The sequence below is a fragment of the Variovorax sp. 10N432 genome, assembly GCF_056394465.1.
In genome coordinates this window covers 57,490-81,862 of record NZ_JBFTHX010000019.1, presented here as the reverse complement: position 1 = coordinate 81,862, position 24,373 = coordinate 57,490, and the positions used below count along the sequence as shown (strand labels likewise).

Genomic DNA, 24,373 nt, shown 5'->3' with positions numbered 1-24,373 from the left:
AAGAAAGAAGGAAAGAGTCATGCAACTCAATCCCGCAGAAATTTCCGAACTGATCAAGAGCCGCATCGAGGGCCTCGGCGTCAGCGCGAACATCCGCAACGAAGGCACCGTGGTGTCGGTGACCGACGGCATCGTGCGCGTGCACGGCCTGTCGGACGCGATGCAGGGCGAAATGCTCGAGTTCCCGCCGTCGGCCGACGGCACGCCGTCGTTCGGCCTGGCGCTGAACCTCGAGCGCGATTCGGTCGGCGCCGTGATTCTGGGCGAGTACGAGCACATCTCCGAAGGCGACACCGTCAAGTGCACGGGCCGCATCCTGGAAGTGCCGGTGGGCCCCGAACTGATCGGCCGCGTGGTGAATGCACTGGGCCAGCCGATCGACGGCAAGGGTCCGATCAACGCCAAGATGACCGACGTGATCGAAAAGGTCGCCCCGGGCGTGATCGCCCGCAAGTCGGTCGACCAGCCGATGCAGACCGGCCTGAAGTCGATCGACTCGATGGTGCCGATCGGCCGTGGCCAGCGCGAGCTGATCATCGGCGACCGCCAGACCGGCAAGACCGCCGTGGCGATCGACGCGATCATCAACCAGAAGGGTCAGAACATGACCTGCGTCTACGTCGCGATCGGCCAGAAGGCTTCGTCGATCAAGAACGTGGTGCGCGCTCTGGAACAAGCCGGCGCGATGGAATACACGATCGTGGTTGCAGCTTCCGCTTCGGAATCGGCCGCCATGCAATACGTGTCGGCCTATTCGGGCTGCACGATGGGCGAATACTTCCGCGACCGCGGCCAAGATGCTCTGATCGTCTATGACGACCTGTCCAAGCAGGCTGTGGCCTACCGCCAGGTCTCGCTGCTGCTGCGCCGCCCGCCGGGCCGCGAAGCCTACCCCGGCGACGTGTTCTATCTCCACAGCCGCCTGCTCGAACGCGCAGCCCGCGTCAACGCCGAATACGTCGAAGCCTTCACCAAGGGTGAAGTCAAGGGCAAGACTGGCTCGCTGACCGCGCTGCCGATCATCGAAACGCAAGCCGGCGACGTGTCCGCTTTCGTTCCGACCAACGTGATCTCGATCACCGACGGCCAGATCTTCCTGGAAACCAACCTGTTCAACGCCGGTATCCGCCCCGCCATCAACGCCGGTATCTCGGTGTCGCGCGTGGGTTCGTCGGCGCAGACCAAGGTCATCAAGGGCCAGTCGGGCGGTATCCGTACCGACTTGGCGCAGTACCGTGAACTGGCTGCGTTCGCGCAGTTCGCTTCCGACCTCGACGAAGCGACCCGCAAGCAGCTCGACCGCGGCGCCCGCGTGACCGAACTGCTCAAGCAGACCCAGTACAGCCCGCTGCCCATCTCGCTGATGGGTGCCACGCTGTTCGCGGTCAACAAGGGTTTCATGGACGACATCGAGATCAAGAAGATCCTGCCCTTCGAACACGGCCTGCACCAGTTCCTGAAGTCCAGCCATGGCGCGCTGCTCGACAAGATCGAGCAGTCCAAGGCGCTCGACAAGGACGCCGAAGCCGAACTGAACACGGCCGTCGCCGCGTTCAAGAAGTCGTTCGCCTGATCGACGACCAAGGAAGAGCTATGAGCCCCCACACTCGCATTCGCTCGTTGCCCCCCGAGGGGGCGCGTACCTCCTTGAGGCGGCTCGGCGGAGGTACCCATGGCAGCTGGTAAGGAAATCCGCGGCAAGATCAAATCGGTGGAGAACACCAAGAAGATCACCAAGGCCATGGAAATGGTCTCGGTTTCCAAGATGCGCAAGGCGCAGGAACGCATGCGCGCGGCCCGCCCCTACAGCGAGAAGATCCGCGACATCGCGGCCAACCTCGGCCAGGCGAACCCGGAGTACACGCACGCCTTCATGAAGACGAGCGAGGCCAAGGTGATCGGGTTCATCGTCGTGACCAGCGACAAGGGCCTGTGCGGCGGCTTGAACACCAACCTGCTGCGCGCCGTGACCGCCAAGATGCGCGAGGCGCAGGCGGCCGGCAAGACGATCGACTCGGTCGCCATCGGCAGCAAGGGCCTGGGCTTCCTGAACCGCATCGGCGCGCGGGTCGTCTCGCACGTCACGCACCTGGGCGACACGCCGCACCTCGACAAGCTCATCGGGCCGGTCAAGGCGCTGCTCGACGCCTACGCCGAAGGCAAGGTCTCGGCCGTGCACCTCTGCTACACCAAGTTCGTCAACACCATCAAGCAAGAGCCGGTGGTGGAGCAACTGCTGCCCCTGGCCGCGGACACGCTGCGCACCGAGTCGGGCCATCACTCGTGGGACTACATCTACGAACCCGATGCGCAAAGCGTGATCGACGAGCTGCTGGTGCGCTATGTCGAATCGCTGGTGTACCAGGCGGTGGCCGAGAACATGGCGTCCGAGCACTCCGCCCGGATGGTGGCCATGAAGGCCGCGACCGACAACGCGGGCAACGTGATCGACGAACTCAAGCTGGTCTACAACAAGACCCGCCAGGCAGGCATCACCAAAGAGCTGTCGGAAATCGTCTCGGGCGCCGCGGCGGCCGCCGGCGTCTGAGCCTTTCGGCCCTCAACAGATTTAAATTTTTATCGGAGCAGACATGGCTCAAGCAGAAGCAGTTCAAGGCAAGATCGTTCAATGTATCGGCGCCGTGGTCGACGTGGAATTCCCGCGCGACAAGATGCCGAAGATCTACGACGCGCTCAAGTTCGAAGGCAGCGCACTGACCCTCGAAGTGCAGCAGCAGCTCGGCGACGGCGTGGTCCGCACGATTGCGCTGGGTTCCTCCGACGGCCTGCGCCGCGGCCTGATCGTGACCAACACGCAAGCCCCGATCACCGTGCCCGTGGGCAAGGGCACGCTGGGCCGCATCATGGACGTGCTGGGCGCGCCGATCGACGAGCGCGGCCCGGTCGACCAGACCCTGACCGCCTCGATCCACCGCAAGGCCCCGGCCTACGACGAACTCTCGCCCTCGCAAGACCTGCTCGAAACCGGCATCAAGGTGATCGACCTGGTGTGCCCGTTCGCCAAGGGCGGCAAGGTGGGCCTGTTCGGCGGCGCCGGCGTCGGCAAGACCGTGAACATGATGGAGCTCATCAACAACATCGCCAAGGCGCACTCGGGTCTGTCCGTGTTTGCCGGCGTCGGTGAGCGCACCCGCGAAGGCAACGACTTCTATCACGAGATGGCCGACTCCGGTGTCGTGAACCTGGAGAACCTCGGCGAGTCGAAGGTGGCCATGGTCTACGGCCAGATGAACGAGCCCCCGGGCAACCGTCTGCGCGTGGCGCTGACCGGCCTGACCATCGCCGAGTCGTTCCGCGACGAAGGCCGCGACGTGCTGTTCTTCGTCGACAACATCTACCGCTACACGCTGGCCGGTACCGAAGTGTCGGCACTGCTGGGCCGGATGCCTTCCGCCGTGGGCTACCAGCCCACGCTGGCCGAGGAAATGGGCCGCCTGCAAGAGCGCATCACCTCGACCAAGGTCGGCTCGATCACCTCGATCCAGGCCGTGTACGTGCCGGCCGACGACTTGACCGACCCGTCGCCCGCCACCACCTTCGCCCACCTGGACTCCACCGTGGTGCTGTCGCGCGACATCGCTTCGCTCGGTATCTACCCGGCCGTGGACCCGCTCGACTCGACCTCGCGCCAGCTCGACCCGAACGTGGTCGGCGAAGAGCACTACAACGTGGCCCGCGCCGTGCAAGGCACGCTGCAGCGCTACAAGGAACTGCGCGACATCATCGCCATTCTGGGCATGGACGAACTGGCGCCCGAAGACAAGCTGGCCGTGGCCCGCGCCCGGAAGATCCAGCGCTTCCTGTCGCAGCCCTTCCACGTGGCCGAAGTGTTCACCGGCTCGCCCGGCAAGTACGTGCCGCTGAGCGAGACCATCCGCGGCTTCAAGATGATCGTGAACGGCGAAGCCGACCACCTGCCGGAACAAGCGTTCTACATGGTGGGCAGCATCGACGAAGCGTTCGAAAAGGCCAAGAAGGTCGCTTAAGGAATCCCCATGGCAGGCACCATTCACGTCAACGTGGTCAGCGCCGAGGAGTCGATCTTCTCGGGCGAGGCCAAGTTCGTTGCTCTGCCCGGTGAAGCCGGCGAGCTCGGCATCTACCCGCGCCACACGCCGCTGATCACGCGCATCCGCCCCGGCGCGGTGCGCATCGAGACGGCCGACGGCGGCGAGGAATTCGTCTTCGTGGCCGGCGGCATTCTCGAAGTGCAGCCCACCACCGTGACCGTGTTGTCCGACACCGCGATCCGCGGCAAGGACCTCGACAGCGAAAAGGCCAACGCCGCCAAGGCCGCGGCCGAGGAAGCACTCAAGAGCGCCAAGACCGACATCGACATCGCGATGGCACAGTCGGAACTGGCCGTGATGGCGGCCCAGCTGGCCGCCCTGCGCAAGTACCGCCAGAAGAAGTAGGCGCGCCCGCGCTTTCCGAGTCAAAGCCGCCTTCGGGCGGCTTTTTCGTTTCCGCGCCTGGCAGTCAACAACTTCGGACTTTATTTGGTCGAAGATGGGACTTGTTTGGCTGAAGCCGCGCCCCTAGTATTCGCCATCGTTCAGGCCGGCCCCGGCCAGGCACGACAGAAGAACGAATACCGGAGACAAGCACTTGGCCCCCTGGAGCCGATTGACCGCGGACGAGATGCAGCTGCTGGAGACCACCTTCTGGTCGGCCGGCGGGTCGCGCCACGGCATGGCCGAACAGCTCGGCTTCTCCAAGAGCAAGACCAACGCGCTGATCGCCGGATTGGTTGAACAGGGCCTGCTGGCCGAAGCCGGCCTGCAGCGCTCGTCGGGCGGACGCCGGCCCGAGAACCTCCAGCTGCATGCGGGCCTGGGCGTGGTGGTCGGCATCGACATCGGCGCCACCAGCGTCGATGTGGCGGTGCTCGGTCCCGACCTGGCCGTGCTGGCCCACCATGGCGAGCCGGCGGACGTGCGCGAGGGCCCGGGCGTGGTGCTGGCGCGGGTGCGGGTGCTGGTGCGCGAACTGCTGTCGCGTGCGGGTTTCGCGCCGCGCCAGGTGATCGGCATCGGGATCGGCGTGCCGGGCCCGGTCAATTTCGAGATCGGCCAGCTCGTGAATCCGCCGCTGATGCCGGCTTGGGACAGCTTCTCGATCCGCGACTATCTGCGCGAGGAGTACGCCGCGCCGGTGTTCGTCGACAACGACGTGAACCTGATGGCGCTCGGCGAGTTGTGGCGGCTGCGGCGCTCGCTCACCAACTTCCTGGTGATCAAGGTAGGCACCGGCATCGGCTGCGGCATTGTCTGCCACGGCGAGGTCTATCGCGGCGCCGCCGGCTCGGCCGGCGACGTCGGCCACATCTGCGTCGACCAGGAAGGCCCGCGCTGCCATTGCGGCAACCTGGGCTGCGTCGAGGTGATGGCGGCCGGCCCGGCGATCACGCGGATGGCGGTGGAGGCCGCCATGGCCGGCGAGAGCGCCGCGCTGGCGGAATGCCTGCGTGCCCAGGGCCGGATCGACGCCATCGATGTCGGCGAGGCCAGCCGCGCCGGCGATGCCTCGGCCAATGCGATCGTGCAGCGCGCCGGCAGCCTGATCGGCCAGATGCTGGCGTCGATCGTCAATTTCTTCAATCCCTCGCATGTGTTCATCGGCGGCGGCATCACGCGGATCGGCCCGCTGTTCCTGGCCGCGGTGCGCCAGAGCGTCTACCAGCGCTCGCTGGCGCTGTCGACGCGCCACCTCGAGATCCAGTACACGCCGCTCGGGGCGCAGGCCGGGCTGATCGGCGCCGGCGCGCTCGCGATGCACGAGACGCTCAAGGTGCGGGGGGTGGCGCCATGAAGAGCGTGTCGGTCTCGTTCGAGCAGGTGCGCAAGTCCTTCGGCCCGGTGCAGGTGCTGCACGGCGTGTCGTTCGCGCTCGAGCCCGGGCGGGTGTATGGCCTCCTGGGCGAGAACGGCGCAGGCAAATCGACGCTGATGAAGATCCTGGCCGGCTACGAATCGCTCACCGACGGCACGCTGCGCGTGAACGGCGAGGCGCGCCAATTCGCCAGCTCGCGCGATGCCGAGGCGCTGGGCATCGTGCTGATCCACCAGGAGTTCAACCTCGCGGAAGACCTCAGCGTGGCGCAGAACATCTTCCTCGGGCATGAAAAGAAGAAGGGCTGGCTGCTCGACGACGCCGCAATGGAGCGCGAGGCGGCGAGCGCGCTGGCCGCGGTCGGGCTCGATGTCGACCCGAGGACCAAGGTGCGGCGGCTGATCGTGGCCGAGAAGCAGCTGGTCGAGATCGCCAAGGCGGTCTCGCGCCATGCCCGGCTGCTCATCATGGACGAGCCGACGGCGACGCTGACGCCCGGCGAGACCGAACGCCTGTTCAAGCTGATCGCGCAGCTGCGCGCCGAAGGCGTGACCATCGTCTACATCTCGCACAAGCTCGACGAGGTGGAACAGGTCACGGACGAGGTCATCGTGATGCGCGACGGCCGCTTCGTGACCCGGGCGCCGACCGCCGAGGTCACGCGACAGCAGATGGCGAACCTGATGGTCGGGCGCGAACTCGCCGACCTTTATCCGCCGCGCGACGTGGTCGTCACGGCGACGGAACCGGCGCTGCGGGTGCGCGACTTCGTCGTGCCCGGCTGGGCCCGGGACGCGAATTTCGACGTCCGTCCGGGCGAGATCCTCGGCTTCGCGGGCCTCGTCGGCGCCGGGCGCACCGAGTTGTTCGAGGGCGTGCTGGGCCTGCGCCCGGCCAGCGGCTCGGTCGAGATCGACGGCCACGTGCGCAGCTTCCGCAATCCGCGCGACGCCGCCCGCCATGGCCTGACCTACCTGAGCGAGGACCGCAAGGGCAAGGGCCTGCACGTCAACCTGGGGCTGCGCCAGAACCTCACGCTGATGGCGCTGGAACGCTATGCGCAGCCCTGGCTCAAGCCCGACGCCGAGCGCGCCGCGCTGGCCGAGGCCGTGAAGGACTACGGTATCCGCACCGGCGACCTCGACGCCCGCGCCTCGTCGCTGTCGGGCGGTAACCAGCAGAAGCTGGCGCTGGCCAAGGTGCTGCAGCCGCAGCCCAAGGTGGTGGTGCTCGACGAGCCGACCCGCGGCGTCGACGTCGGCGCCAAGCGCGACATCTATTTCCTGATCCAGCGGCTGGCCCGGCAGGGACTGGCCGTGATCGTCGTCTCGTCCGAGCTGATGGAGCTGATCGGACTCTGCCACCGCGTCGCCGTGATGCGTGCGGGCAAGCTGGTCACCACGCTCGACGCCGAACATCTCACCGAAGAGGAGCTCATCGCCCATGCCACCGGAACAGCTCCCTAGCACCGACACACAGGCCGCGCACCGCCCGGTCGTCCAGCCGCGCTGGACCGAGCGCCTGCATGGCTTCGGTCCGGTCATCGGGCTGGTGCTGCTGTGCATCGCCGGCACCTTGCTGAACGGCGACTTCGCCACGCTCGACAACGCGATGAACGTGCTCACCCGCACCGCCTTCATCGGCATCATCGCGGTCGGCATGTGCTTCGTGATCATCTCGGGCGGCATCGACCTGTCGGTCGGCTCGATGGCCGCGCTGATCGCCGGCTGCGTGATCATGTTCATCAACGCGATGGGCCCGGCGCTCGGCTCGCCGCTGCTCGCGGTGGTGCTCGGCGCGGTGCTGGCCGTGGTGCTCGGCGCCGTGTTCGGCCTGGCGCACGGCCTGCTGATCACCAAGGGGCGGATCGAGCCCTTCATCGTGACGCTCGGCACGCTGGGCATCTTCCGGGCCTACCTGACCTACTTCGCCGACGGCGGCGCGCTGACCCTGGACAACGAGCTGTCGGACCTCTACGCGCCGGTGTACTACGCGAGCCTGCTGGGCATTCCGGTGCCGGTGTGGGTGTTCTTCATCGTCGCGGTGATCGGCGGGCTGATCCTCAACCGCACCGCCTACGGGCGCTACGTGCAGGCCATCGGCTCGAACGAGCAGGTGGCGCGCTACGCCGCGGTGGGCGTCGACAACGTGAAGATCATGACCTACGTGCTGCTGGGCGTGTGCGTCGGCATCGCCACCTTGCTGTACGTGCCGCGGCTCGGCTCGGCCTCGCCCACCACCGGCCTGCTGTGGGAGCTCGAGGCGATCGCGGCGGTGATCGTCGGCGGCACGGCGCTGAAGGGCGGTGCCGGCAGCATCACGGGCACCGTGATCGGCGCGATCCTGTTGTCGGTCATCAGCAACATCCTGAACCTCACCAGCATCATCAGCGTGTACCTGAATGCCGCGGTGCAGGGCATCGTGATCATCGTCGTGGCCTTCCTGCAGCGCGGCAAGCGCTAGGGGCCGAATTCGCTTTCCCGTCCGTTCCACTTCTTTTTCACAACAGGAGACAAGCAGCATGACTTCCCTCACACGACGCCTGGCGCTCGGCGCCATTGCCGCCGCGAGCATCGCGGCCTTCCCGGCGCTGGCGGCCGCCGAGACGGTCAACCTCGGCGTGTCGATCCCGGCCGCCACGCACAGCTTCATGGGCGGCATCAACTACTGGGCCAACCAGGCCAAGAAGGATCTCGAGAAGGAGCACAAGGATCTGAAGATCACGATCAAGACCGCGGCCAACGCGCCCGAGCAGGCCAACCAGCTGCAGGATCTGTCGACCGTGACCAAGATCAACGCCCTGGTGGTGTTCCCGTTCGAGTCGGCGGCGCTGACCAAGCCGGTGGCCCAGGTCAAGGCCAAGGGCGCCTACGTCACGGTGGTCGACCGCGGCCTGACCGACACCAGCGCGCAGGACGCCTACGTGGCCGGCGACAACACCGCCTTCGGCAAGATTCCGGCCGAGTACATCGCGAAGAAGCTGGACGGCAAGGGCAACGTGGTGGCGCTGCGCGGCATCGCGACCACGCTGGACAACGAGCGCATGGACGCCTTCAACAGCGTGCTCAAGAACTACCCCGGCATCACCTTGCTGGACGCCAAGTACGCCAACTGGAACCGCGACGATGCCTTCAAGGTCACGCAGGACTACCTGACGCGCTTCAAGAAGATCGACGCCATCTGGGCCGCCGACGACGACATGGCGGTGGGCGTGCTGAAGGCGATCGAGCAGGCCAAGCGCGACGACATTCTGGTGGTGTTCGGCGGTGCCGGCGCCAAGGGCATGGTCAAGACCATCATGGACGGCAAGGACCCGCGCATCCAGGCCGACGTGAGCTACTCGCCGAAGTTCATCTACGACGCGATCAAGCTCACGGCCGAAGCGCGGCTGAAGGGCGAGAAGCTGCCGGCGACGACGATCATTCCGTCGGTGCTGATCACCAAGGACAACGCGAAGAGCTTCTACCACCCCGACTCGCCATTCTGATGTCTCCGGAGACCTCTGGCCGCAAGCTGCGCTACGCGATGGTCGGCGGGGGGCGCGACGCCTTCATCGGCGCGGTGCACCGCAAGGCGATCGCGCTCGATGGGCAGGCCGAACTGGTGGCGGGCGCGCTGTCCGGGAGCCCGGACAAGGCCAAGGCCTCGGGGCGCGACCTGTTCCTGGCGGACGATCGAAATCATGGCGACTGGCAGGCGCTGCTCGACGATGAGTTGAAGCGCCCGGCCGCCGAGCGCATCGACTTCGTCTCGATCGTCACGCCGAACCATGTGCACTACCCCGTGGCGCAGGCCTTCGTCGACGCCGGCTTCCATGTTGTCTGCGACAAGCCGCTGGTGCATACGCGTGACCAGGCCGATGCACTGGTCGCGGCGGTGGCGCGCCGGGGCACGGTGTTCGGCGTCACCTACAACTACACCGGCTACCCGATGGTGCGGCAGGCGCGCGAGATGGTGCGCGCGGGCGAGCTCGGCGAGATCCGCAAGGTGGTGGTCGAATACAACCAGGGCTGGCTGGCGACCCGGCTCGAGGGCGAGGGCAACAAGCAGGCGGCCTGGCGCAGCGATCCGGCGCGCAGCGGTGCCGCCGGGGCCATCGGCGACATCGGCTCGCATGCGGAGAACCTGGTGGCGACCGTCACCGGCCTCGAGATCGAGAGCCTCTGTGCCGACCTGAGCGCGCTGGTGCCCGGGCGGCCGCTCGACGACGACGGCAGCCTGCTGCTGCGATTCCGCGGTGGCGGGCGCGGGGTGCTGATCGCATCGCAGGTCAACACCGGCCTGGAGAACGACTTGCGGCTGCGGGTCTCGGGCACGCTCGGCACGCTGGTCTGGCGGCAGGAGCAGCCGAGCGAACTCGTGCACTTCCCGCACGACGGCCCGAAGCGCATCTTCACGCGCGGCGCGCCATGGCTGTGCGAGTCGGCGCGGCGCGCGAGCCGCTTGCCGAGCGGGCATCCGGAGGGCTTCATCGAGGCCTTCGCCAATGTCTACGGCGGGGTGGTCGCGGACATCCGGGCGAGGCTCGCGGGCCAGGCGGCCGATCCCCTCGCGGCCGACTATCCGCGGGTCGAAGACGGTGCGCGCGGTGTGCGCTTCATCGAACGCACCGTGGCCTCGGCGGGCAGCGAGCAGAAATGGACGGCGTGGTAGGGCGTCGGGCGCGCGCGTAGGCCCCGGCCCACATCGCGTCGCGCCCGAGTCACGGCGCTGCCGGCCCTTGCGCGGCCTACCATGGCGGGAACCATGGTCACTGCGCCGCCCACGTCCTCCGGCGACCTCGTCGTCGCCCGCCCCGAAGGCCTCTACTGCCCGCCGGGCGACTTCTACATCGATCCATGGCGCCCGGTCGACCGCGCCGTCATCACCCACGCGCACTCCGACCATGCCCGCGTTGGCCACGGCCACTACCTGGCGCACACCGACAGCGAAGGCACGCTGCGTACGCGGCTCGGCGAGATCACCTTGCAGACCCTGCCCTACGGCGAGTCGATCGTGCAGAACGGCGTGCGCATCTCGCTGCACCCGGCTGGCCATGTGCTCGGCTCGGCCCAGGTGCGGCTCGAACACGGCGGCCGGGTCTGGGTCGCCTCGGGCGACTACAAGACCGAGCCCGACGGCACCTGCACGCCCTTCGAGCCGGTGCCCTGCGACACCTTCATCACCGAGTCGACCTTCGGCCTGCCGATCTATCGCTGGCCGACGCAGGCGGCGCTGTTCGCCGAGATCAACGACTGGTGGCGCGCCAACGCCGAACAGGGCAGGGCGTCGGTGCTGCTCTGCTATGCCTTCGGCAAGGCGCAGCGGATCCTGCACGGCGTCGATCCGGCCATCGGGCCGATCGTGGTGCACGGCGCGGTCGAGCCGCTCAACGCGGTGTACCGCGCCGCCGGCGTGGCGCTGCCGCCGACCGTTCGCGTGACCGATCCGGGCGTCGATGCCGCGCTGCTCAGGCGCGCGCTGGTGCTGGCGCCGCCATCGGCCCAGGGCACGCCCTGGATGCGCCGCTTCGGCAACTATTCGGATGCCTTCGCCAGCGGCTGGATGCAGCTGCGCGGCACGCGGCGTCGGCGCGGTGTCGATCGCGGCTTCGTGATGTCCGACCACGCGGACTGGCCCGGCCTGCAGCAGGCCATCGCGGGCACCGGCGCCGAGCGGGTGTTCGTCACCCACGGCAGCGTCGCGGTGCTGGTCCGCTGGCTGACAGAGAACGGGCTCGAGGCCCAGGGCTTCAAGACCGAATACGGCGACGAAGACACGGAGCCGGTCGCGCCTGCGCCATGAAGCAATTCGCCGCGCTCTATCGCGAACTCGACGCGACCACCTCCAGCCTCGCCAAGCAGGCCGCGCTGCAGCGCTATCTGCAGGACGCACCGGCGCCGGACGCGGCCTGGGCCGTGTACTTCCTGGCCGGTGGCAAGCCGCGCCAGCTGGTGCCCGCCAAGCTCTTGCGGCTGCTCGCGCAGGAGGCCGCGGGCCTGCCCGAGTGGTTGTTCGACGAAAGCTATGAAGCGGTCGGCGATCTCGCGGAGACGATCTCACTGCTGCTGCCGGCGCCGACCGACAGGCACGACATGGGCCTTGCGGAATGGATCGAGGCGCACCTGCTGCCGCTGCGAAAGACGCCTCCGGACGCCTTGCCCGATGCGCTGCGAGCGCAGTGGCAGCGCCTCGCCATCGACGAGCGGCTGGTCTACTTCAAGCTGATCACGGGCGGCTTTCGCGTCGGCGTGTCGAAGCTGCAGGTCACGCAGGCGCTGGCCGCGGTCGGCGCGCTCGACCCCAAGCGCGTGGCCCAGCGGCTCATGGGATACACCCACATCAGCGGCCAGCCGACGGCCGCCGACTATGCGGCGCTGATCTCGCCGGAGAGCACCGGCGAGCGCGACCAGAAGACCAGTGGCCAGCCCTATCCCTTTTTTCTGGCCCATCCGTTCAACCTGCCGCTCGACCAGTTCGATGCCGCCCTGGGTGCGCCTTCGCAATGGATCGTCGAGTGGAAGTGGGACGGCATCCGGGCCCAGCTGGTCAAGCGCGCGGGCCAGGTCTGGCTCTGGTCGCGCGGCGAGGAGCTGGTGACCGATCGCTTCCCCGAGCTCTCCGTGATGGGCGATGCATTGCCCGACGGCACGGTGCTCGACGGCGAGATCGTGGTCTGGCGCGAGGACCGTGTGCAGCCCTTCGCCGAGCTGCAGAAGCGCATCGGCCGCAAGACGCTCGGGCCGAAGCTGCTGCGTGAGATCCCGGTGGTGCTGCTGGCCTACGACCTGCTCGAATGGCAGGGCCGCGACCTGCGCGCCATGCCGCAGCAGGAGCGCCGCGTGCAGCTCGACGACCTGCTCGCCAGCGTGCGGCATCCGTCGCTGATCGCCAGCCCGATGCTGCACGGCGACGACTGGCCGGACCTGGCCCGGCAGCGCGAGGCGGCGCGCGCCATGGGCGTCGAAGGGATGATGCTCAAGCAGCGCGACGCCCACTACGGCGTCGGCCGCACCAAGGACGTCGGCACCTGGTGGAAATGGAAGATCGACCCGCTCTCGATCGATGCGGTGCTGGTCTACGCGCAGCGCGGCCATGGCCGGCGCGCCAGCCTCTACAGCGACTACACCTTCGCGGTCTGGGACGGGCCGCCCGAAGCGGCAGAGCGCAAGCTCGTGCCGTTCGCGAAGGCCTACTCGGGCCTCACCGACGCCGAGATGGCGAAAGTCGATGCGGTGATCCGCAAGACCACCATCGAGAGCTTCGGGCCGGTGCGCAGCGTGCGGCCGACGCTGGTGTTCGAGCTCGGCTTCGAAGGCATCGCGCGCAGCCCGCGGCACAAGAGCGGGATCGCGGTGCGCTTCCCGCGCATGCTGCGCTGGCGCGAGGACAAGACCGTCGAAGATGCCGATACCCTGCAGACCCTGGCGGCGCTGCTGCCTTCGTGATGACGACGAAACAAGCGCTCGATGCCTGGTTCGCGGCGCGTGGCTGGAAGGCCTTCAAGTTCCAGCGCGCCGTGTGGAAGGCGGTGGCGCAGGGCCGCTCGGGCCTGTTGCACGCGACCACGGGGGCCGGCAAGACCTACGCCGTCTGGCTCGGCGCGCTGTTGGCCTTCGCGTCGCCGCCGCAACGTCCCGGCGGCAAGCGGCCACAAGCCGCGGCGCCGCTCACGGTGCTGTGGCTGACGCCGATGCGCGCGCTGGCGGCCGACACCCTGCGTGCCCTGCAGCAGGCGCTCGACGCCGCCGGTGCCGAGATGCATCCGTGGAGCGCCGGCGCACGCAGCGGCGACACCGGCTCGGCGGAGCGCAGCGCCCAGAACCAGCGTCTGCCGACCGTGCTCGTCACCACGCCCGAGAGCCTGTCGCTGCTGCTCGCGCGCGCCGATGCGCGCGAGGTGCTCGGCACGCTGCGCATGGTGGTGGTCGACGAATGGCACGAACTGCTCGGCAACAAGCGCGGCGTCCAGGTGCAGCTGGCGCTGGCGCGCCTGCGGCGCTGGAACGACCGGCTCTGCGTGTGGGGCATGTCGGCCACGCTCGGCAATCTCGAAGAGGCGATGCGCACCCTGCTGGGCGACGAGCCGGGCCTGCTGGTGCAGGGCGAGGTGCCGAAGAAGCTGGTCGTCGACTCGCTGCTGCCGGGTCGGGCCGAGGGTTTTCCGTGGGGCGGCCACCTGGGCCTCACGATGCTGCCGCAGGTCATCGAGGAAATCGCCGCCAGCACCACCACGCTGGTCTTCACCAACACCCGCTCGCAGTCCGAGATCTGGTATCAGGCGATGCTCGAGGCGCGGCCCGACTGGGCCGGGCAGATCGCGCTGCATCACGGCTCGCTCGACCGCGCGGTGCGCGAGTGGGTCGAACTGGGCCTGAAGAACGGCGAGCTCAAGGCGGTGGTCTGCACGTCGAGCCTCGACCTGGGCGTCGACTTCCTGCCGGTCGAGCGCGTGCTGCAGATCGGCTCCCCGAAGGGCGTGGCCAGGCTGCTGCAGCGCGCGGGCCGCTCCGGCCACGCGCCGGGCCGGCCATCGCGCGTCACGCTGGTGCCGACCCACAGCATCGAGATGGTCGAGGGCGCGGCGGCGCGCGCCGCGATCGCGGCCGGCCACATCGAATCGCGCCGCTCGCCCGAGCATCCGCTCGATGTGCTGGTGCAGCACATGGTCACGGTGGCGCTCGGCGGCGGCTTCGTGCCCGACGCGCTCTACGACGAGGTGCGCAGCACGGCCGCCTATGCCGCGCTCTCGCGCGAGAGCTGGCAGTGGTGCCTGGACTTCGTCTCGCAGGGTGGCACATCGCTGGCCGCCTACCCGGACTACCGGCGCGCGGTGCCCGATGCCGAGGGCGTCTGGCGCGTGCCCGATGCGCGGCTGGCGCGCCGTCATCGCATGAACATCGGCACCATTGTGAGCGACGCCAGCCTGTCGGTGCAGTACCTGGGCGGCGCGAAGATCGGCAGCGTCGAGGAGGGCTTCGTGGCGCGCATGAAGCCGGGCGACTGCTTCCTCTTCGGCGGCCGCCTGCTCGAACTGGTGCGCATCCACGACATGACCGCCTGGGTGCGGCGCGCCAGCGGCAAGCGCTCCGCGGTGCCGCGCTGGAACGGCGGCCGGATGCCGTTGTCGAGCACGCTGGCCGACGCGGTGGTGCAGCAGCTCGCTCTCGCCGACGAAGGCCGCTACGAGACGCCGGAACTGCAATGCGTGCGTCCGCTGCTCGAGATCCAGCAGCGCTGGTCGGCGCTGCCCACACCCGAGACGCTGCTGGCCGAAGTGCACAAGTCGCGCGAGGGCTGGCACCTGTTCCTGTATCCCTTCGCGGGCCGGCCGGTGCACCTCGGGCTGGCGAACCTCGTCGCCTGGCGCGTCGCGCAGCACCAGCCGCGCACCTTCTCGATCGCGGTCAACGACTACGGCTTCGAGCTGCTCAGTGCCACCGAGGTCGACTGGCCGACGCTGCTGCCGAAGGTGCTGGTGGCCGGGCACGATGCCGAGGCCCAGGATGCGATCGCGCATGACGACGAGCGCACGGCACTGCTGCACGAGGTGCTGGCCTCGCTGAACGCCACCGAGCTTGCGCGCCGCCGTTTTCGCGAGATTGCGCGAGTCTCCGGGTTGATCTTCCAGGGCTATCCGGGCGAGAAGCGCAGCAACAAGCAGTTGCAGGCGTCGTCGTCGCTGTTCTACGAAGTGTTCCGCAAGTACGACCCGGCCAATCGGCTGCTGCAGCAAGCCGAGGCCGAACTGCTGGCGCAGGAGCTCGAGATCGGCCGCCTGCGGGCCAGCCTGGCGCGCATGCGTGCGCAACGGCTGGTGCTGCGCACGCTCGCCAAGCCCACGCCCTTCGCGTTCCCGCTGATGGTCGAGCGATTTCGCGAGAAGCTTTCGAACGAGAGCGTGGCCGACCGCATCGCGCGCATGGTGCAGCAGTTCGAAAGCGCGGCCGCGGGCCATTGAAGCCGCCGCGCCGCTTTCTGGGAAACTCGAACCGTGACCTCGCCGCTCGCTGCCTGCCGGATCGAACTGGCCGGCGAAACCATCGAACTGCTGCCCGAACGCGCACTCTGGTGGCCGGCTGCCGGCGTGCTGTTCGCGGCCGACCTGCACCTGGGCAAGGCGGCCACCTACCGGGCGCTGGGCCAGCCGGTCCCCGGTGGCACCACGCAGGAGAACCTGGCGCGGCTCGACCGCCTGATCGAGCGGCTGGCGCCGCGCGAGATCGTTTTCCTCGGCGATTTCCTGCATGCGGCGCAGGCCCGCACGGCCACGCTGCTGGCGGCGGTGGCGGCCTGGCGCGACCGCCACGCCGCACTGGCCTGCACGCTGGTGCGCGGCAACCACGACAGCCGCGCCGGCGACCCGCCGGCCGCGCTGCGCTTCCAACTGGTCGACGAGCCGCATCGGATCGGCCCCTTCGCGGCCTGCCATCACCCGCAGCGTCATCCGACCCATTTCGTGCTGGCCGGCCATCTTCATCCGGCCTGCAGGCTGCATGGCCGTGGCCGCGACAGCCTGCGCATGCCCTGCTTCGTGCGCGAGGGCGAACAACTGATCCTGCCCGCCTTCGGCGAATTCACCGGCGGCTGGCAGGTGGAGCCGGCGCCCGGGCGACGCTTCTACGCGGTTGGCGGCAATGGCGTCTGGGCGCTTCCCGGCCTGGCCTGAAGGGCGGCGCGGTCAGGACAGGTGCCGCGTCCCCGCCAAGGTGGCGGCCACCACGGCCTCGAGGTGGATGCGCAGCCAGCGGTGGATCGGATCGACCTGGTGGCGCTGGTGCCAGGCCATGTACATCGGCATCGCCGGCGTGTGCAGCGGCACCGGCACCGATGCCAGCCCGCGCAAGGCGCCCTCGATCAGCAGCGAGGGCGCGGTGGCCAGCCACGGCCCGCCGCGCACCAGCGCGCCCAGCCCGGCCATGCCGGGGACGCTGGCCACGATGCGGCGCTCCACATGGCGTTGCGCGAACCAATCGTCGATGTCGAGCCGCCGCAGCGGTTCATAGAGGACGCTCACGTGTTCGGCGGCGAGGTAGTCGGCCTCGGTGGTTGGCGCGGCGCGGCATTCGGCGTCGAAGTAGACGCGGTAGTGGTCCTCGAACAGCCGCTTCTGCATGATGTCCGAGCCCTCGGGCGGACGCGGCGTGATGATCAACTGGCAGGCCTGTTCCCGCAGCATCGCGGGCACCGGCGCGCCCGATGCGATGACCCGCAGCGTGACGCAGGGCGCCTCGGCCCGAAGGCGGCGCAGCAGCGCCGGCACCAGCAGGTCGCGCTGCAGGTCATTGGCGGCCACGGTGAAGCAGGCCGTGAGCCGGGCGGGCTCGAAGCCGGCCGCGGTGCTGAAGGCGCGCAACTCGTCGAGCAGCACGCGGGCGCGCCCGGCCAGCAGTTCGGCCTGCGCGGTCGCCACGATGCCGCGGCCGGACTTGACGAACAGCGGGTCGCCGACGATGGCGCGCAGCTTGTCCAGCAGATGGCTCACCGCCGATTGGGTGACGCCCAGGCGCTGCGCCGCGCGCGTGATAGAGCCTTCCTCGTGCACCGCGAGCAGCAGGCGCAGCAGGTGGCCGTCCAGATCCAAATGATCGAATTCGCTCATGGATGGCATGAGTATGTCGGCCTTTATCGGCGCGTCGATTGCCGGAACACTGCGCAGGCCGGTCTGGAGTGCACGCGATTGATCCAGGTCAAGCATTTGCCCAATCGACCCATCCAGGAGACCTTCATGTGCACCCCCGACATTCCCGGCACGACCCTGTTCGACGGCCGACAGGCCCGCAAGGGCTACGCGCTGAACAAGATGTGCTTTTCCTTCAACCAAGCCGCCAACCGCGAGGCCTTCGTGCGCGACGAGGACGCCTGCTGCGCAGCCTACGGATTGACCGCGCAGCAGCGCGAAGCCATTCGCGCCCGCAATGTGCTGCAGCTGATCGAGGCCGGCGGCAACGCCTACTACCTCGCCAAGTTCGCCGGCATCTTCGGCCTCGACATGCAGGACATCGGCGCCCAGCAGACCGGCCTGACGAAGGCCGAGTTCCAGGCCCGGCTCCTGGCCGCCGCCTGACCCGCCCGGAGACACCCGCCATGGCCAATCTCGTTGGTGCCATCACCACCTCCCACGTGCCGGCGATCGGCCGCGCGATCGCCCGCAACCTGCAGCAGGAGCCCTACTGGCGCCCCTTCTTCGATGCCTTCGCGCCAGTGCACCGCTGGCTGGCCGAGACCCGGCCCGAAGTGCTCGTGGTGTTCTACAACGACCACGGCCTCAACTTCTTCCTCGACAAGATGCCGACCTTCGCGGTCGGTGCCGCACCGGTCTACAGCGGCGCCGACGAAGGCTGGGGCCTGCCGGTCATGGCCTCGTTCGAGGGCGAGCAGACGCTGTCGTGGCAACTGATCGACGCGTTGGTGCAAGACGAGTTCGACATCACGAGCTGCCAGGAGATGCAGGTCGATCACGCCTTCGCGCTGCCGATGGCGCTGCTGTGGCCGGACCAGGCCTGGCCCGTGAAGGTCGTGCCCGTGTGCATCAACACGGTCCAGTTCCCGCTGCCTTCGGCCAGGCGCTGCTACGCGCTGGGCGAGTCGGTCGGCCGCGCCATCCGCGGCTGGGACAGCGACGCCCGGGTCGCCGTGATGGGCACGGGCGGCCTGTCGCACCAGCTGGACGGCCAGCGCGCCGGCTTCATCAACAAGGACTTCGACCTGCGGTTCATGGACAGCCTGGTTGACGACCCGAAATGGGCGACGCAGTTCAGCACCCATGAGCTGGTCGAGAAGGCCGGCACCCAGGGCGTCGAGCTGCTGATGTGGCTGGCCACCCGCGGCGCCCTCGGGTCAAGCGCCCGCTGCCTGCATCGGAACTACCACCTGCCGATCTCCAACACGGCCTCGGGCCTGATGCTTCTGGTGCCCTAAAGCACCACCGGCGCGTCCGGCAGTTCGTTGCGGTCGGCCTGGCCCTCGGCCAGCGGAAAGTGCGCGACCAGCAGCGCCGACACTTCTTCCAGCGCCTGGGTCAGCCCGTCCTCGAAGCGCCCCTCGCGAAAGGCGGCGCCCATGCGCTGCGCCAGGGCCGCCCATTGCGCGTCGTCGACCCGCGCATCGATGCCGCGGTCGGCGACGATCTCGATCGCGTGCTCGGCCAGCAGCAGGTAGATCAATACGCCGTTGTTGTGCTCGGTGTCCCAGACGCGCAGCTTGCCGAACAGCATGATGGCGCGCTCCCGCGCCGGCGCATCCCGCCACAGGTAGGACAGCGGCAGGCCGGCCTCGGCGCAGATGCGGATCTCGCCGGTGTGGCGCTTTTCGCTGGCGGATACGCGGCGCGTCAGGCGATCGAGCAGGTCGGCCGGCAGCGCGCGGCGCAGGTCGGCTTCGTCGGTCCAGCGATGGCGCCAGATGCGGGCGAGGCGTGCGAACAAGGCCATGACTACCAGTCTCCCGAGGCGCCGCCGCCGCCGAAATCGCCACCGCCGCCGGAGCCGAAACCGCCGCCGAAGCCACCGCCGCCACCGCCGCCGCCGCCACGAGAAGATCCGCCACCCCAGCCGCCCAGGCCGCCGGCGCCCAATCCGCCGCCCAGGCCGCCGCCGAAGCCGCCGCCGCGCCGGCCGATCGCGGGCCCGGCGCCGAAGGCGGTCGACAGCAGCGTGAAGAGCAGGGCGCCCAGCGCGGCCAGCACCGCGATCACGAGGCTGGATGTCAGCACCATCACCACCACGCCGGTCAGGCCGCCGAGCGCCAGCGAGCCCGGGATCTTGCCCAGGATGCGGCGCGCGATCGGGCCCCCCACGAGCACCACCGCGAACAGGAAGATGCCCAGGTCCTGCCAGTTGAAGCCGCTGCCGCCGCGCGGGGCCTCGCCGAAGTCGCCGCCGCGGGCGTCGACCTCGGGCAGCGCCTCGCCGTTGACCCGGGCGATCAGCTGGTCGGCCGCGGCATCGAGGCCGCCGGCGAAATCGTTCTGGCGGAAGCGCGGCTTCATCGCCTCGTCGATGATGCGGGCCGCGGCCAGGTCGGGCACCGCGCCCTCGAGCGCCTTGGCGACCTCGATGCGCATCTTGCGGTCGTCCTTGGCGACCACCACCAGGATGCCGTCGCCGACCGCCTTGCGGCCGATTTTCCAGGCGTTTCCGACCCGGTTGGCGTAGCTCGCGATGTCCTCGGGCTGGGTGGTCGGGACCATCAGCATCACGATCTGCGAGCCCTTCTTCTGCTCGAAGGCCTGCAGCTTGGCGTCGAGCGCGCTGCGCTGCGCGGCGCTCAAGGTGCCGGTCTGGTCGATCACGCGGGCGTCGAGCGCGGGCACCGGCAGCAGGCCCTGCGCCCGCGCGCCCAGCAGCGCCGCCGCCACCAGGAGGAGGGCCGTCAGTGCCTGCCGGATGCGGGCCGCCGTCATCGCCTGGCTGCCGCGCCTACTTCTTCGGGGCGCTGAAATCGACCGTCGGCGGCGCCGAGATCTGGGCTTCGTTCTGGACCGTGAAGTTGGGTTTGGGCTGGTAGCCCAGCACCTTGGCCGTCAGGTTGGTCGGGAAGCTGCGGGCCAGCACGTTGTACTCCTGCACCGTCTGGATGAAGCGGTTGCGCGCCACCGTGATGCGGTTCTCGGTGCCCTCCAGCGTCACGCGCAGGTCGCGGAAGGCCTGGTTGGCCTTCAGGTTCGGATACTGCTCCGACACCGCCATGAGCCGCGACAGCGCGCCCGACAGCTCGCCCTGCGCCTGCTGGAAGCGGGCGAAGGCCTCGGGGTTGTTGAGCGTCTCGGGCGAGACCTGGATCGAGGTCGCCTTGGCCCGCGCCTCGATCACCTTGGTGAGCGTCTCCTGCTCGAAGTTGGCTTCGCCCTTGACCGTGGCGACGATGTTGGGCACCAGGTCGGCGCGCCGCTGGTACTGGTTGAGCACCTCGCTCCAGGCCGACTTGCTGGCCTCGTCGAGGCGCTGGAAGTCGTTGTAGCCGCAGCCCGCGAGCGACAGCGCCGCGATCAAGATCAGTAGCCAGCGTTTCAACATGTCCGAGCCCTCTCTGTACGAAGTCGGCAAAGGTAGCATAGAAGGATGGCGCCCGATCCGCTCCAGGCCCTGCAGGCCGCGAACCGGCGACCCTCCGATGGCCGGCCGTCGAAGGGCGCGCTGCTGATCGCCGGCGCCACCGGCGTGCTGGGCCACGAACTGGTGCGGCGGCTCGCGGGCCGCCATCGCTTCGACCATACCTACGTGCTCGCGCGCGAACCCATCCGCGACGGCCTGCCCGGCGTCGAGACCGTGCAGGTGCCGGACCTGCCGATGGCGCAGTGGCCGCCGGTGGCCGCCCGCACGGCGCTGGTGCTGTTCGAGCCGCCGCGGCTTTTCTACGACCGCGAACGGGCGCTGTGGACGCCCGAGCCGGCGCAGCTGCCGGCGCTGGCCGGCTGGCTGCGGTCGTGCGGCGTCCAGACGCTGGCGGTGGTGCTGCCGCACGACCAGGGCCGGCTGCCCGAGGCGCTGAAGCGAGGCCTGGCCAGCCTCGACGAGCAGGCGGTGGTGGCGCTGGGCTTCGAGCGCGTGCTGCTGGTGCGCTCGGCGCAGAAACCGGTGGCGCGGCGCCTGGCCCATCCCGCCGAGCGGCTGGCGGCCTGGATGCTGTCGATCGCCCGTTTCATGGTGCCGCCCAGCGAGCAGCCGGCGCGGGCCTCCAAGGTGGCCGAGCTGGTCGACGTCGCATTGGCGCTGGCGCCGCCCGGGGTGCACGTGGCGGCGCCCGAACTGGTCTGGCGCGCCACCCAGGGCGAACTGCGCTCGGTGGTGCAAGGCTGGGTGGCCGCCGGCCCTTGAGGCGTCGCGCGACCGAGGCAAAATCGCTACTTCCGGCAGCACCACCATGTCCACCAAAGCCAAACTCCGCGCCAGCACCATCGGCGGCACCGCCGACGATGTCGAAGCCGCCTTCTACGAAGCCCTGCAGCGGGGCGACGTCGACGCCCTCATGGATTGCTGGGCCGACGAGGAAGAGGTGTTCTGCGTCCACCCGGGCGGCCCGCGCCTGGTCGGGGCCGAGGCGATCCGCGCCGCCTTCGAGCACATGTTCGGCAACGGCGCCATCCAGGCCACGCCGGCGCGGGTGCGCAAGGTCGAATCGCTCGCCAGTGCGGTCCACAACGTGCTGGAGCGCATCGAGGTGCTGACCGCCGAGGGGCCGCGCCATGCATTCGTGCTGGCCACCAACGTCTATCACCGCACGGCACAGGGCTGGCGCATGGTCGCGCACCATGCGAGCCCCGGCAGTGCGCACGAGCCCGGCGACGCCAGCGAGGCGCCGCAGACGCTGCATTGAGCGCGGCCATGCAGTACGTCGCCCCACGCTGGCTGCCCGGCGGCAACCTCCAGACCATCTGGCCCGCGCTGTACGCGCGGCGCGCCGAGGCACCGTTGCCGGCCTACCGGCGCGAGCGCTGGGACACGCCCGACGGCGACTTCGTCGACGTCGACTTCCTGGATGCCGCGGTGGCCGGCCCGAGGCCGCTGCTGGTGCTGTTCCACGGCCTCGAGGGGTCGTCCAGAAGCCACTACGCCGAGGTCTTCGGCGCCTACGCCCATGCCCGGGGCTGGGACTATGCCGTGCCGCATTTCCGCGGCTGCAGCGGCGAGCTCAACCTGGCGCCGCGGGCCTACCATTCGGGCGACTTCGAGGAGATCGGCTGGATCCTGGCCCGCCTGCGCGCACAGCGCGACCCGGCCCAGCCCCTGCTGGCGGCGGGTGTCTCGCTCGGCGGCAATGCGCTGATGCGCTGGGCCGAGGAGGCCGGGTCCGAGGCCGCCAAGGTGGCCAGCGCGGTCGCCGCGATCTCCGCCCCGCTGGACCTCGCGGCTGGCGGCGCCGCCATCGGCCGCGGCTTCAACCGGCTGGTCTACACGCGCATGTTCCTGTCGACCATGAAGCCCAAGGCGCTGGCCAAGCTGGCCCAGCACCCGGGCCTGTTCGACCGCGAGAAGCTGCTCGCGGCGCGCGACCTCTACGCCTTCGACGATGTCTTCACTGCGCCGCTGCACGGCTTCCGCAGCACCGACGACTACTGGTCGCGGGGCTCGGCCAAGCCGCACCTGCACCGGATCCGGATCCCGGCGCTGGTCGTGAACGCCGTCAACGATCCGTTCGTGCCGGCCGCGAGCCTGCCGCGCCAGGGCGAAGTCGGCAGCCACGTGACGCTCTGGCAGCCCGCTCACGGCGGCCACGTGGGCTTCCCGCTCGGTGCACCTCCGGGCCACGTGCGGGCCATGCCCGAGCGTGTGGTGGCCTGGCTGAACGAACACCGCTGAGGCACAGACCCGCACGGCGCAAAATGGCGCCATGGATGAGATCGTTCTGAAGGCTCTTGCCAAGTGGCCCAACGTGCCCCACTGCTACGGCTGGCTGGGGCTCGACGCCCGCGGCAACTGGTTCCTGCGCGACGACCGCACCCAGGCCCTGGGGCCGTTCAGCCAGGCCAGGGGCTCACAGCTGCGGCACGACAAGCTGATCGACTTCATCCAGCGCAACTACGAACACGACGACCAGGGCCAGTGGTTCTTCCAGAACGGGCCCCAGCGGGTCTACGTCGAGCTCGAGGCCGCGCCGTGGATCTGGCGGGTGTCGGAGGATTTGTCGGTCCGCTCGCATTCCGGTCTGCCGATCGAGCCCACGGCCTGCCTGCTCGACGGCGAAGGCCGGCTCTACCTGGTGGCGGACATCGGTCTCGGCCTGGTCCATACGCAGGATGTCGGTCTGGCGGCCGAGGCGATCGAGCAGGGGCGATGGGTCCCCGAGGATGTCCGCGCCGAAGACCTTCCGGCCCGTTTCGGCCATGTGCTGAGCCCGTCCGCCGGCCAGCCGTCGCCCCGGCCATGAAAAAAGCCCGCATCGCGCGGGCTTCGGGTCGGGTCGCGGCGGCTTACTTGCCGCTGGCCACCGCGGGGGCCGCATCGGCCGGGGCTGCGCCCTCGGCCGCCGGGGCCGCGGCCGGACGGTCGGGCACCGGGAAGGTGGCGCCGCCCGCGTTGGCCATGTAGACCACCGCGCGACCGATCTCGATGTCGTCGAAGTCGCCGCCGCCCTGGGCCGGCATCGCGCCCTTGCCCTTGAGCGCGTGCTCGACCAGCGTGGCGTAGCCCTGGCCGATGCGCGGGCCCCAGGCTGCGGCGTCGCCGTAGTGCGGCGCGCCCGGGATGCCCGGCGCACCGTGGCAGGCCACGCACTGGGCCTTGAACACGGCCTCGCCGGTGGCCAGCGGCCGGTTGGCGTCGCGGATCTCGATCGAGCCGACCTTCTTCAGGCGGTCGGCGATGTCGCGGTCGCGGGTGTCCTTGGAGACGCCGTACAGCGACATGCTGTCGCCTTGCGCCGAACCCGAGGGATGGGTGCCCGAGACGACGAACGACACGAGGCCGACGATGATCAGGATGGGAGCGATGAAGGAGAAAAAGACCGCGAGCAGCAGTTGCTTCGGATTCTTGATCGGGCCGGTGTGGGCTTCTTCTGTGGCCTGGTAGTGCGGGTCGTCGCTCATTGCGTCCTCAGTATC

The 24,373-nt window shown here is 69.2% G+C and carries 24 protein-coding genes; 19 read left to right on the top strand and 5 right to left on the bottom strand.

Annotation, left to right across the window (positions count from 1 at the left end):
• The first annotated feature begins 19 nt into the window (after nucleotides 1–19).
• From atpA to pdeM, 13 genes are all read left to right on the top strand, one after another.
• Nucleotides 20–1,573, top strand: a complete 1,554-nt coding sequence (atpA, locus tag AC1DF3_RS21790) for a F0F1 ATP synthase subunit alpha (protein ID WP_286535340.1) — start codon at nucleotides 20–22, stop codon at nucleotides 1,571–1,573.
• 99 nt (nucleotides 1,574–1,672) lie between these two features.
• Complete coding sequence (atpG, locus tag AC1DF3_RS21785; RefSeq protein ID WP_286534966.1) at nucleotides 1,673–2,548, top strand: F0F1 ATP synthase subunit gamma; 876 nt, start codon at nucleotides 1,673–1,675, stop codon at nucleotides 2,546–2,548.
• Between the two features lie 43 nt (nucleotides 2,549–2,591).
• Complete coding sequence (atpD, locus tag AC1DF3_RS21780; RefSeq protein ID WP_286534965.1) at nucleotides 2,592–4,007, top strand: F0F1 ATP synthase subunit beta; 1,416 nt, start codon at nucleotides 2,592–2,594, stop codon at nucleotides 4,005–4,007.
• A 9-nt stretch (nucleotides 4,008–4,016) separates the two neighbouring features.
• Complete coding sequence (locus AC1DF3_RS21775; protein ID WP_286506402.1) at nucleotides 4,017–4,436, top strand: F0F1 ATP synthase subunit epsilon; 420 nt, start codon at nucleotides 4,017–4,019, stop codon at nucleotides 4,434–4,436.
• 226 nt (nucleotides 4,437–4,662) lie between these two features.
• Nucleotides 4,663–5,832, top strand: coding sequence for an ROK family protein (locus AC1DF3_RS21770; RefSeq protein ID WP_286535339.1), 1,170 nt, complete (start codon nucleotides 4,663–4,665; stop codon nucleotides 5,830–5,832).
• Nucleotides 5,829–7,319, top strand: a complete 1,491-nt coding sequence (locus AC1DF3_RS21765; protein WP_478140825.1) for a sugar ABC transporter ATP-binding protein — start codon at nucleotides 5,829–5,831, stop codon at nucleotides 7,317–7,319. The genes AC1DF3_RS21770 and AC1DF3_RS21765 overlap by 4 nt, the downstream gene beginning before the upstream one ends.
• The gene (locus tag AC1DF3_RS21760; RefSeq protein ID WP_286521907.1) at nucleotides 7,297–8,316 is read left to right on the top strand and encodes an ABC transporter permease; all 1,020 of its coding nucleotides are present in this window, start codon (nucleotides 7,297–7,299) and stop codon (nucleotides 8,314–8,316) included. The genes AC1DF3_RS21765 and AC1DF3_RS21760 overlap by 23 nt, the downstream gene beginning before the upstream one ends.
• Nucleotides 8,317–8,374: 58 nt before the next feature.
• Nucleotides 8,375–9,340 carry a substrate-binding domain-containing protein gene (locus AC1DF3_RS21755; RefSeq protein WP_286534963.1) on the top strand — a complete coding sequence of 322 codons (966 nt, stop codon included), beginning with the start codon at nucleotides 8,375–8,377 and terminating at the stop codon, nucleotides 9,338–9,340.
• The gene (locus AC1DF3_RS21750) at nucleotides 9,340–10,506 is read left to right on the top strand and encodes a Gfo/Idh/MocA family protein (RefSeq protein WP_286534962.1); all 1,167 of its coding nucleotides are present in this window, start codon (nucleotides 9,340–9,342) and stop codon (nucleotides 10,504–10,506) included. Before AC1DF3_RS21755 ends, AC1DF3_RS21750 begins: the two co-directional genes overlap by 1 nt.
• A gap of 93 nt (nucleotides 10,507–10,599) precedes the next feature.
• A complete protein-coding gene (locus AC1DF3_RS21745; protein WP_301806446.1) occupies nucleotides 10,600–11,637 on the top strand; it encodes a ligase-associated DNA damage response exonuclease in 1,038 nt (345 codons plus the stop codon).
• A complete protein-coding gene (locus tag AC1DF3_RS21740) occupies nucleotides 11,634–13,280 on the top strand; it encodes an ATP-dependent DNA ligase (RefSeq protein WP_478140824.1) in 1,647 nt (548 codons plus the stop codon). Before AC1DF3_RS21745 ends, AC1DF3_RS21740 begins: the two co-directional genes overlap by 4 nt.
• Nucleotides 13,280–15,793: a ligase-associated DNA damage response DEXH box helicase gene (locus AC1DF3_RS21735; RefSeq protein WP_478140823.1), complete on the top strand. Its 2,514-nt coding sequence runs from the start codon at nucleotides 13,280–13,282 to the stop codon at nucleotides 15,791–15,793. Before AC1DF3_RS21740 ends, AC1DF3_RS21735 begins: the two co-directional genes overlap by 1 nt.
• Before the next feature lie 33 nt (nucleotides 15,794–15,826).
• The gene (gene pdeM / locus AC1DF3_RS21730) at nucleotides 15,827–16,501 is read left to right on the top strand and encodes a ligase-associated DNA damage response endonuclease PdeM (RefSeq protein ID WP_286534956.1); all 675 of its coding nucleotides are present in this window, start codon (nucleotides 15,827–15,829) and stop codon (nucleotides 16,499–16,501) included.
• A 12-nt stretch (nucleotides 16,502–16,513) separates the two neighbouring features.
• Here the strand turns inward: pdeM and AC1DF3_RS21725 are convergent, their stop codons facing one another.
• Nucleotides 16,514–17,434, bottom strand: a complete 921-nt coding sequence (locus AC1DF3_RS21725; RefSeq protein WP_478140822.1) for a LysR family transcriptional regulator — start codon at nucleotides 17,432–17,434, stop codon at nucleotides 16,514–16,516.
• Nucleotides 17,435–17,560: 126 nt separating this feature from the next.
• Here AC1DF3_RS21725 and AC1DF3_RS21720 point away from each other — a divergent pair, with 126 nt between their 5' ends.
• The gene (locus AC1DF3_RS21720) at nucleotides 17,561–17,899 is read left to right on the top strand and encodes a protocatechuate 4,5-dioxygenase subunit alpha (protein WP_478140821.1); all 339 of its coding nucleotides are present in this window, start codon (nucleotides 17,561–17,563) and stop codon (nucleotides 17,897–17,899) included.
• A 20-nt stretch (nucleotides 17,900–17,919) separates the two neighbouring features.
• The gene (locus AC1DF3_RS21715; RefSeq protein WP_286534952.1) at nucleotides 17,920–18,753 is read left to right on the top strand and encodes a class III extradiol dioxygenase family protein; all 834 of its coding nucleotides are present in this window, start codon (nucleotides 17,920–17,922) and stop codon (nucleotides 18,751–18,753) included.
• Here AC1DF3_RS21715 and AC1DF3_RS21710 read toward each other — a convergent pair.
• The 3 genes from AC1DF3_RS21710 to AC1DF3_RS21700 are packed head-to-tail and all read right to left on the bottom strand — an operon-like array spanning nucleotide 18,750 to nucleotide 20,849.
• Complete coding sequence (locus AC1DF3_RS21710) at nucleotides 18,750–19,265, bottom strand: TPM domain-containing protein (RefSeq protein ID WP_286534951.1); 516 nt, start codon at nucleotides 19,263–19,265, stop codon at nucleotides 18,750–18,752. The genes AC1DF3_RS21715 and AC1DF3_RS21710 overlap by 4 nt on opposite strands.
• A 2-nt stretch (nucleotides 19,266–19,267) precedes the next feature.
• Nucleotides 19,268–20,236: a TPM domain-containing protein gene (locus tag AC1DF3_RS21705; RefSeq protein WP_478140820.1), complete on the bottom strand. Its 969-nt coding sequence runs from the start codon at nucleotides 20,234–20,236 to the stop codon at nucleotides 19,268–19,270.
• Nucleotides 20,237–20,252: 16 nt separating this feature from the next.
• Entirely contained in the window at nucleotides 20,253–20,849 is a 597-nt protein-coding gene (locus AC1DF3_RS21700; RefSeq protein ID WP_478140819.1) for a LemA family protein, read from the bottom strand.
• 45 nt (nucleotides 20,850–20,894) lie between these two features.
• On the opposite strand from AC1DF3_RS21700, the gene AC1DF3_RS21695 reads away from it, so the two are divergent.
• Genes AC1DF3_RS21695 through AC1DF3_RS21680 form a run of 4 tightly spaced genes read left to right on the top strand, consistent with a single transcriptional unit; the run spans nucleotide 20,895 to nucleotide 23,700 of the window.
• On the top strand, nucleotides 20,895–21,650 hold the full coding sequence (locus AC1DF3_RS21695) for a hypothetical protein (RefSeq protein WP_286534948.1): 756 nt from the start codon (nucleotides 20,895–20,897) through the stop codon (nucleotides 21,648–21,650).
• A 46-nt stretch (nucleotides 21,651–21,696) separates the two neighbouring features.
• Complete coding sequence (locus AC1DF3_RS21690) at nucleotides 21,697–22,149, top strand: YybH family protein (RefSeq protein WP_286506421.1); 453 nt, start codon at nucleotides 21,697–21,699, stop codon at nucleotides 22,147–22,149.
• 8 nt (nucleotides 22,150–22,157) lie between these two features.
• Nucleotides 22,158–23,132: a YheT family hydrolase gene (locus AC1DF3_RS21685; protein WP_478140818.1), complete on the top strand. Its 975-nt coding sequence runs from the start codon at nucleotides 22,158–22,160 to the stop codon at nucleotides 23,130–23,132.
• Nucleotides 23,133–23,163: 31 nt separating this feature from the next.
• Entirely contained in the window at nucleotides 23,164–23,700 is a 537-nt protein-coding gene (locus tag AC1DF3_RS21680; protein ID WP_478140817.1) for a DUF2946 family protein, read from the top strand.
• Between the two features lie 43 nt (nucleotides 23,701–23,743).
• On the opposite strand, the gene AC1DF3_RS21675 is transcribed toward AC1DF3_RS21680, so the two are convergent.
• Nucleotides 23,744–24,358, bottom strand: coding sequence for a c-type cytochrome (locus AC1DF3_RS21675; protein ID WP_286534945.1), 615 nt, complete (start codon nucleotides 24,356–24,358; stop codon nucleotides 23,744–23,746).
• Between the last annotated feature and the right edge of the window lie 15 nt (nucleotides 24,359–24,373).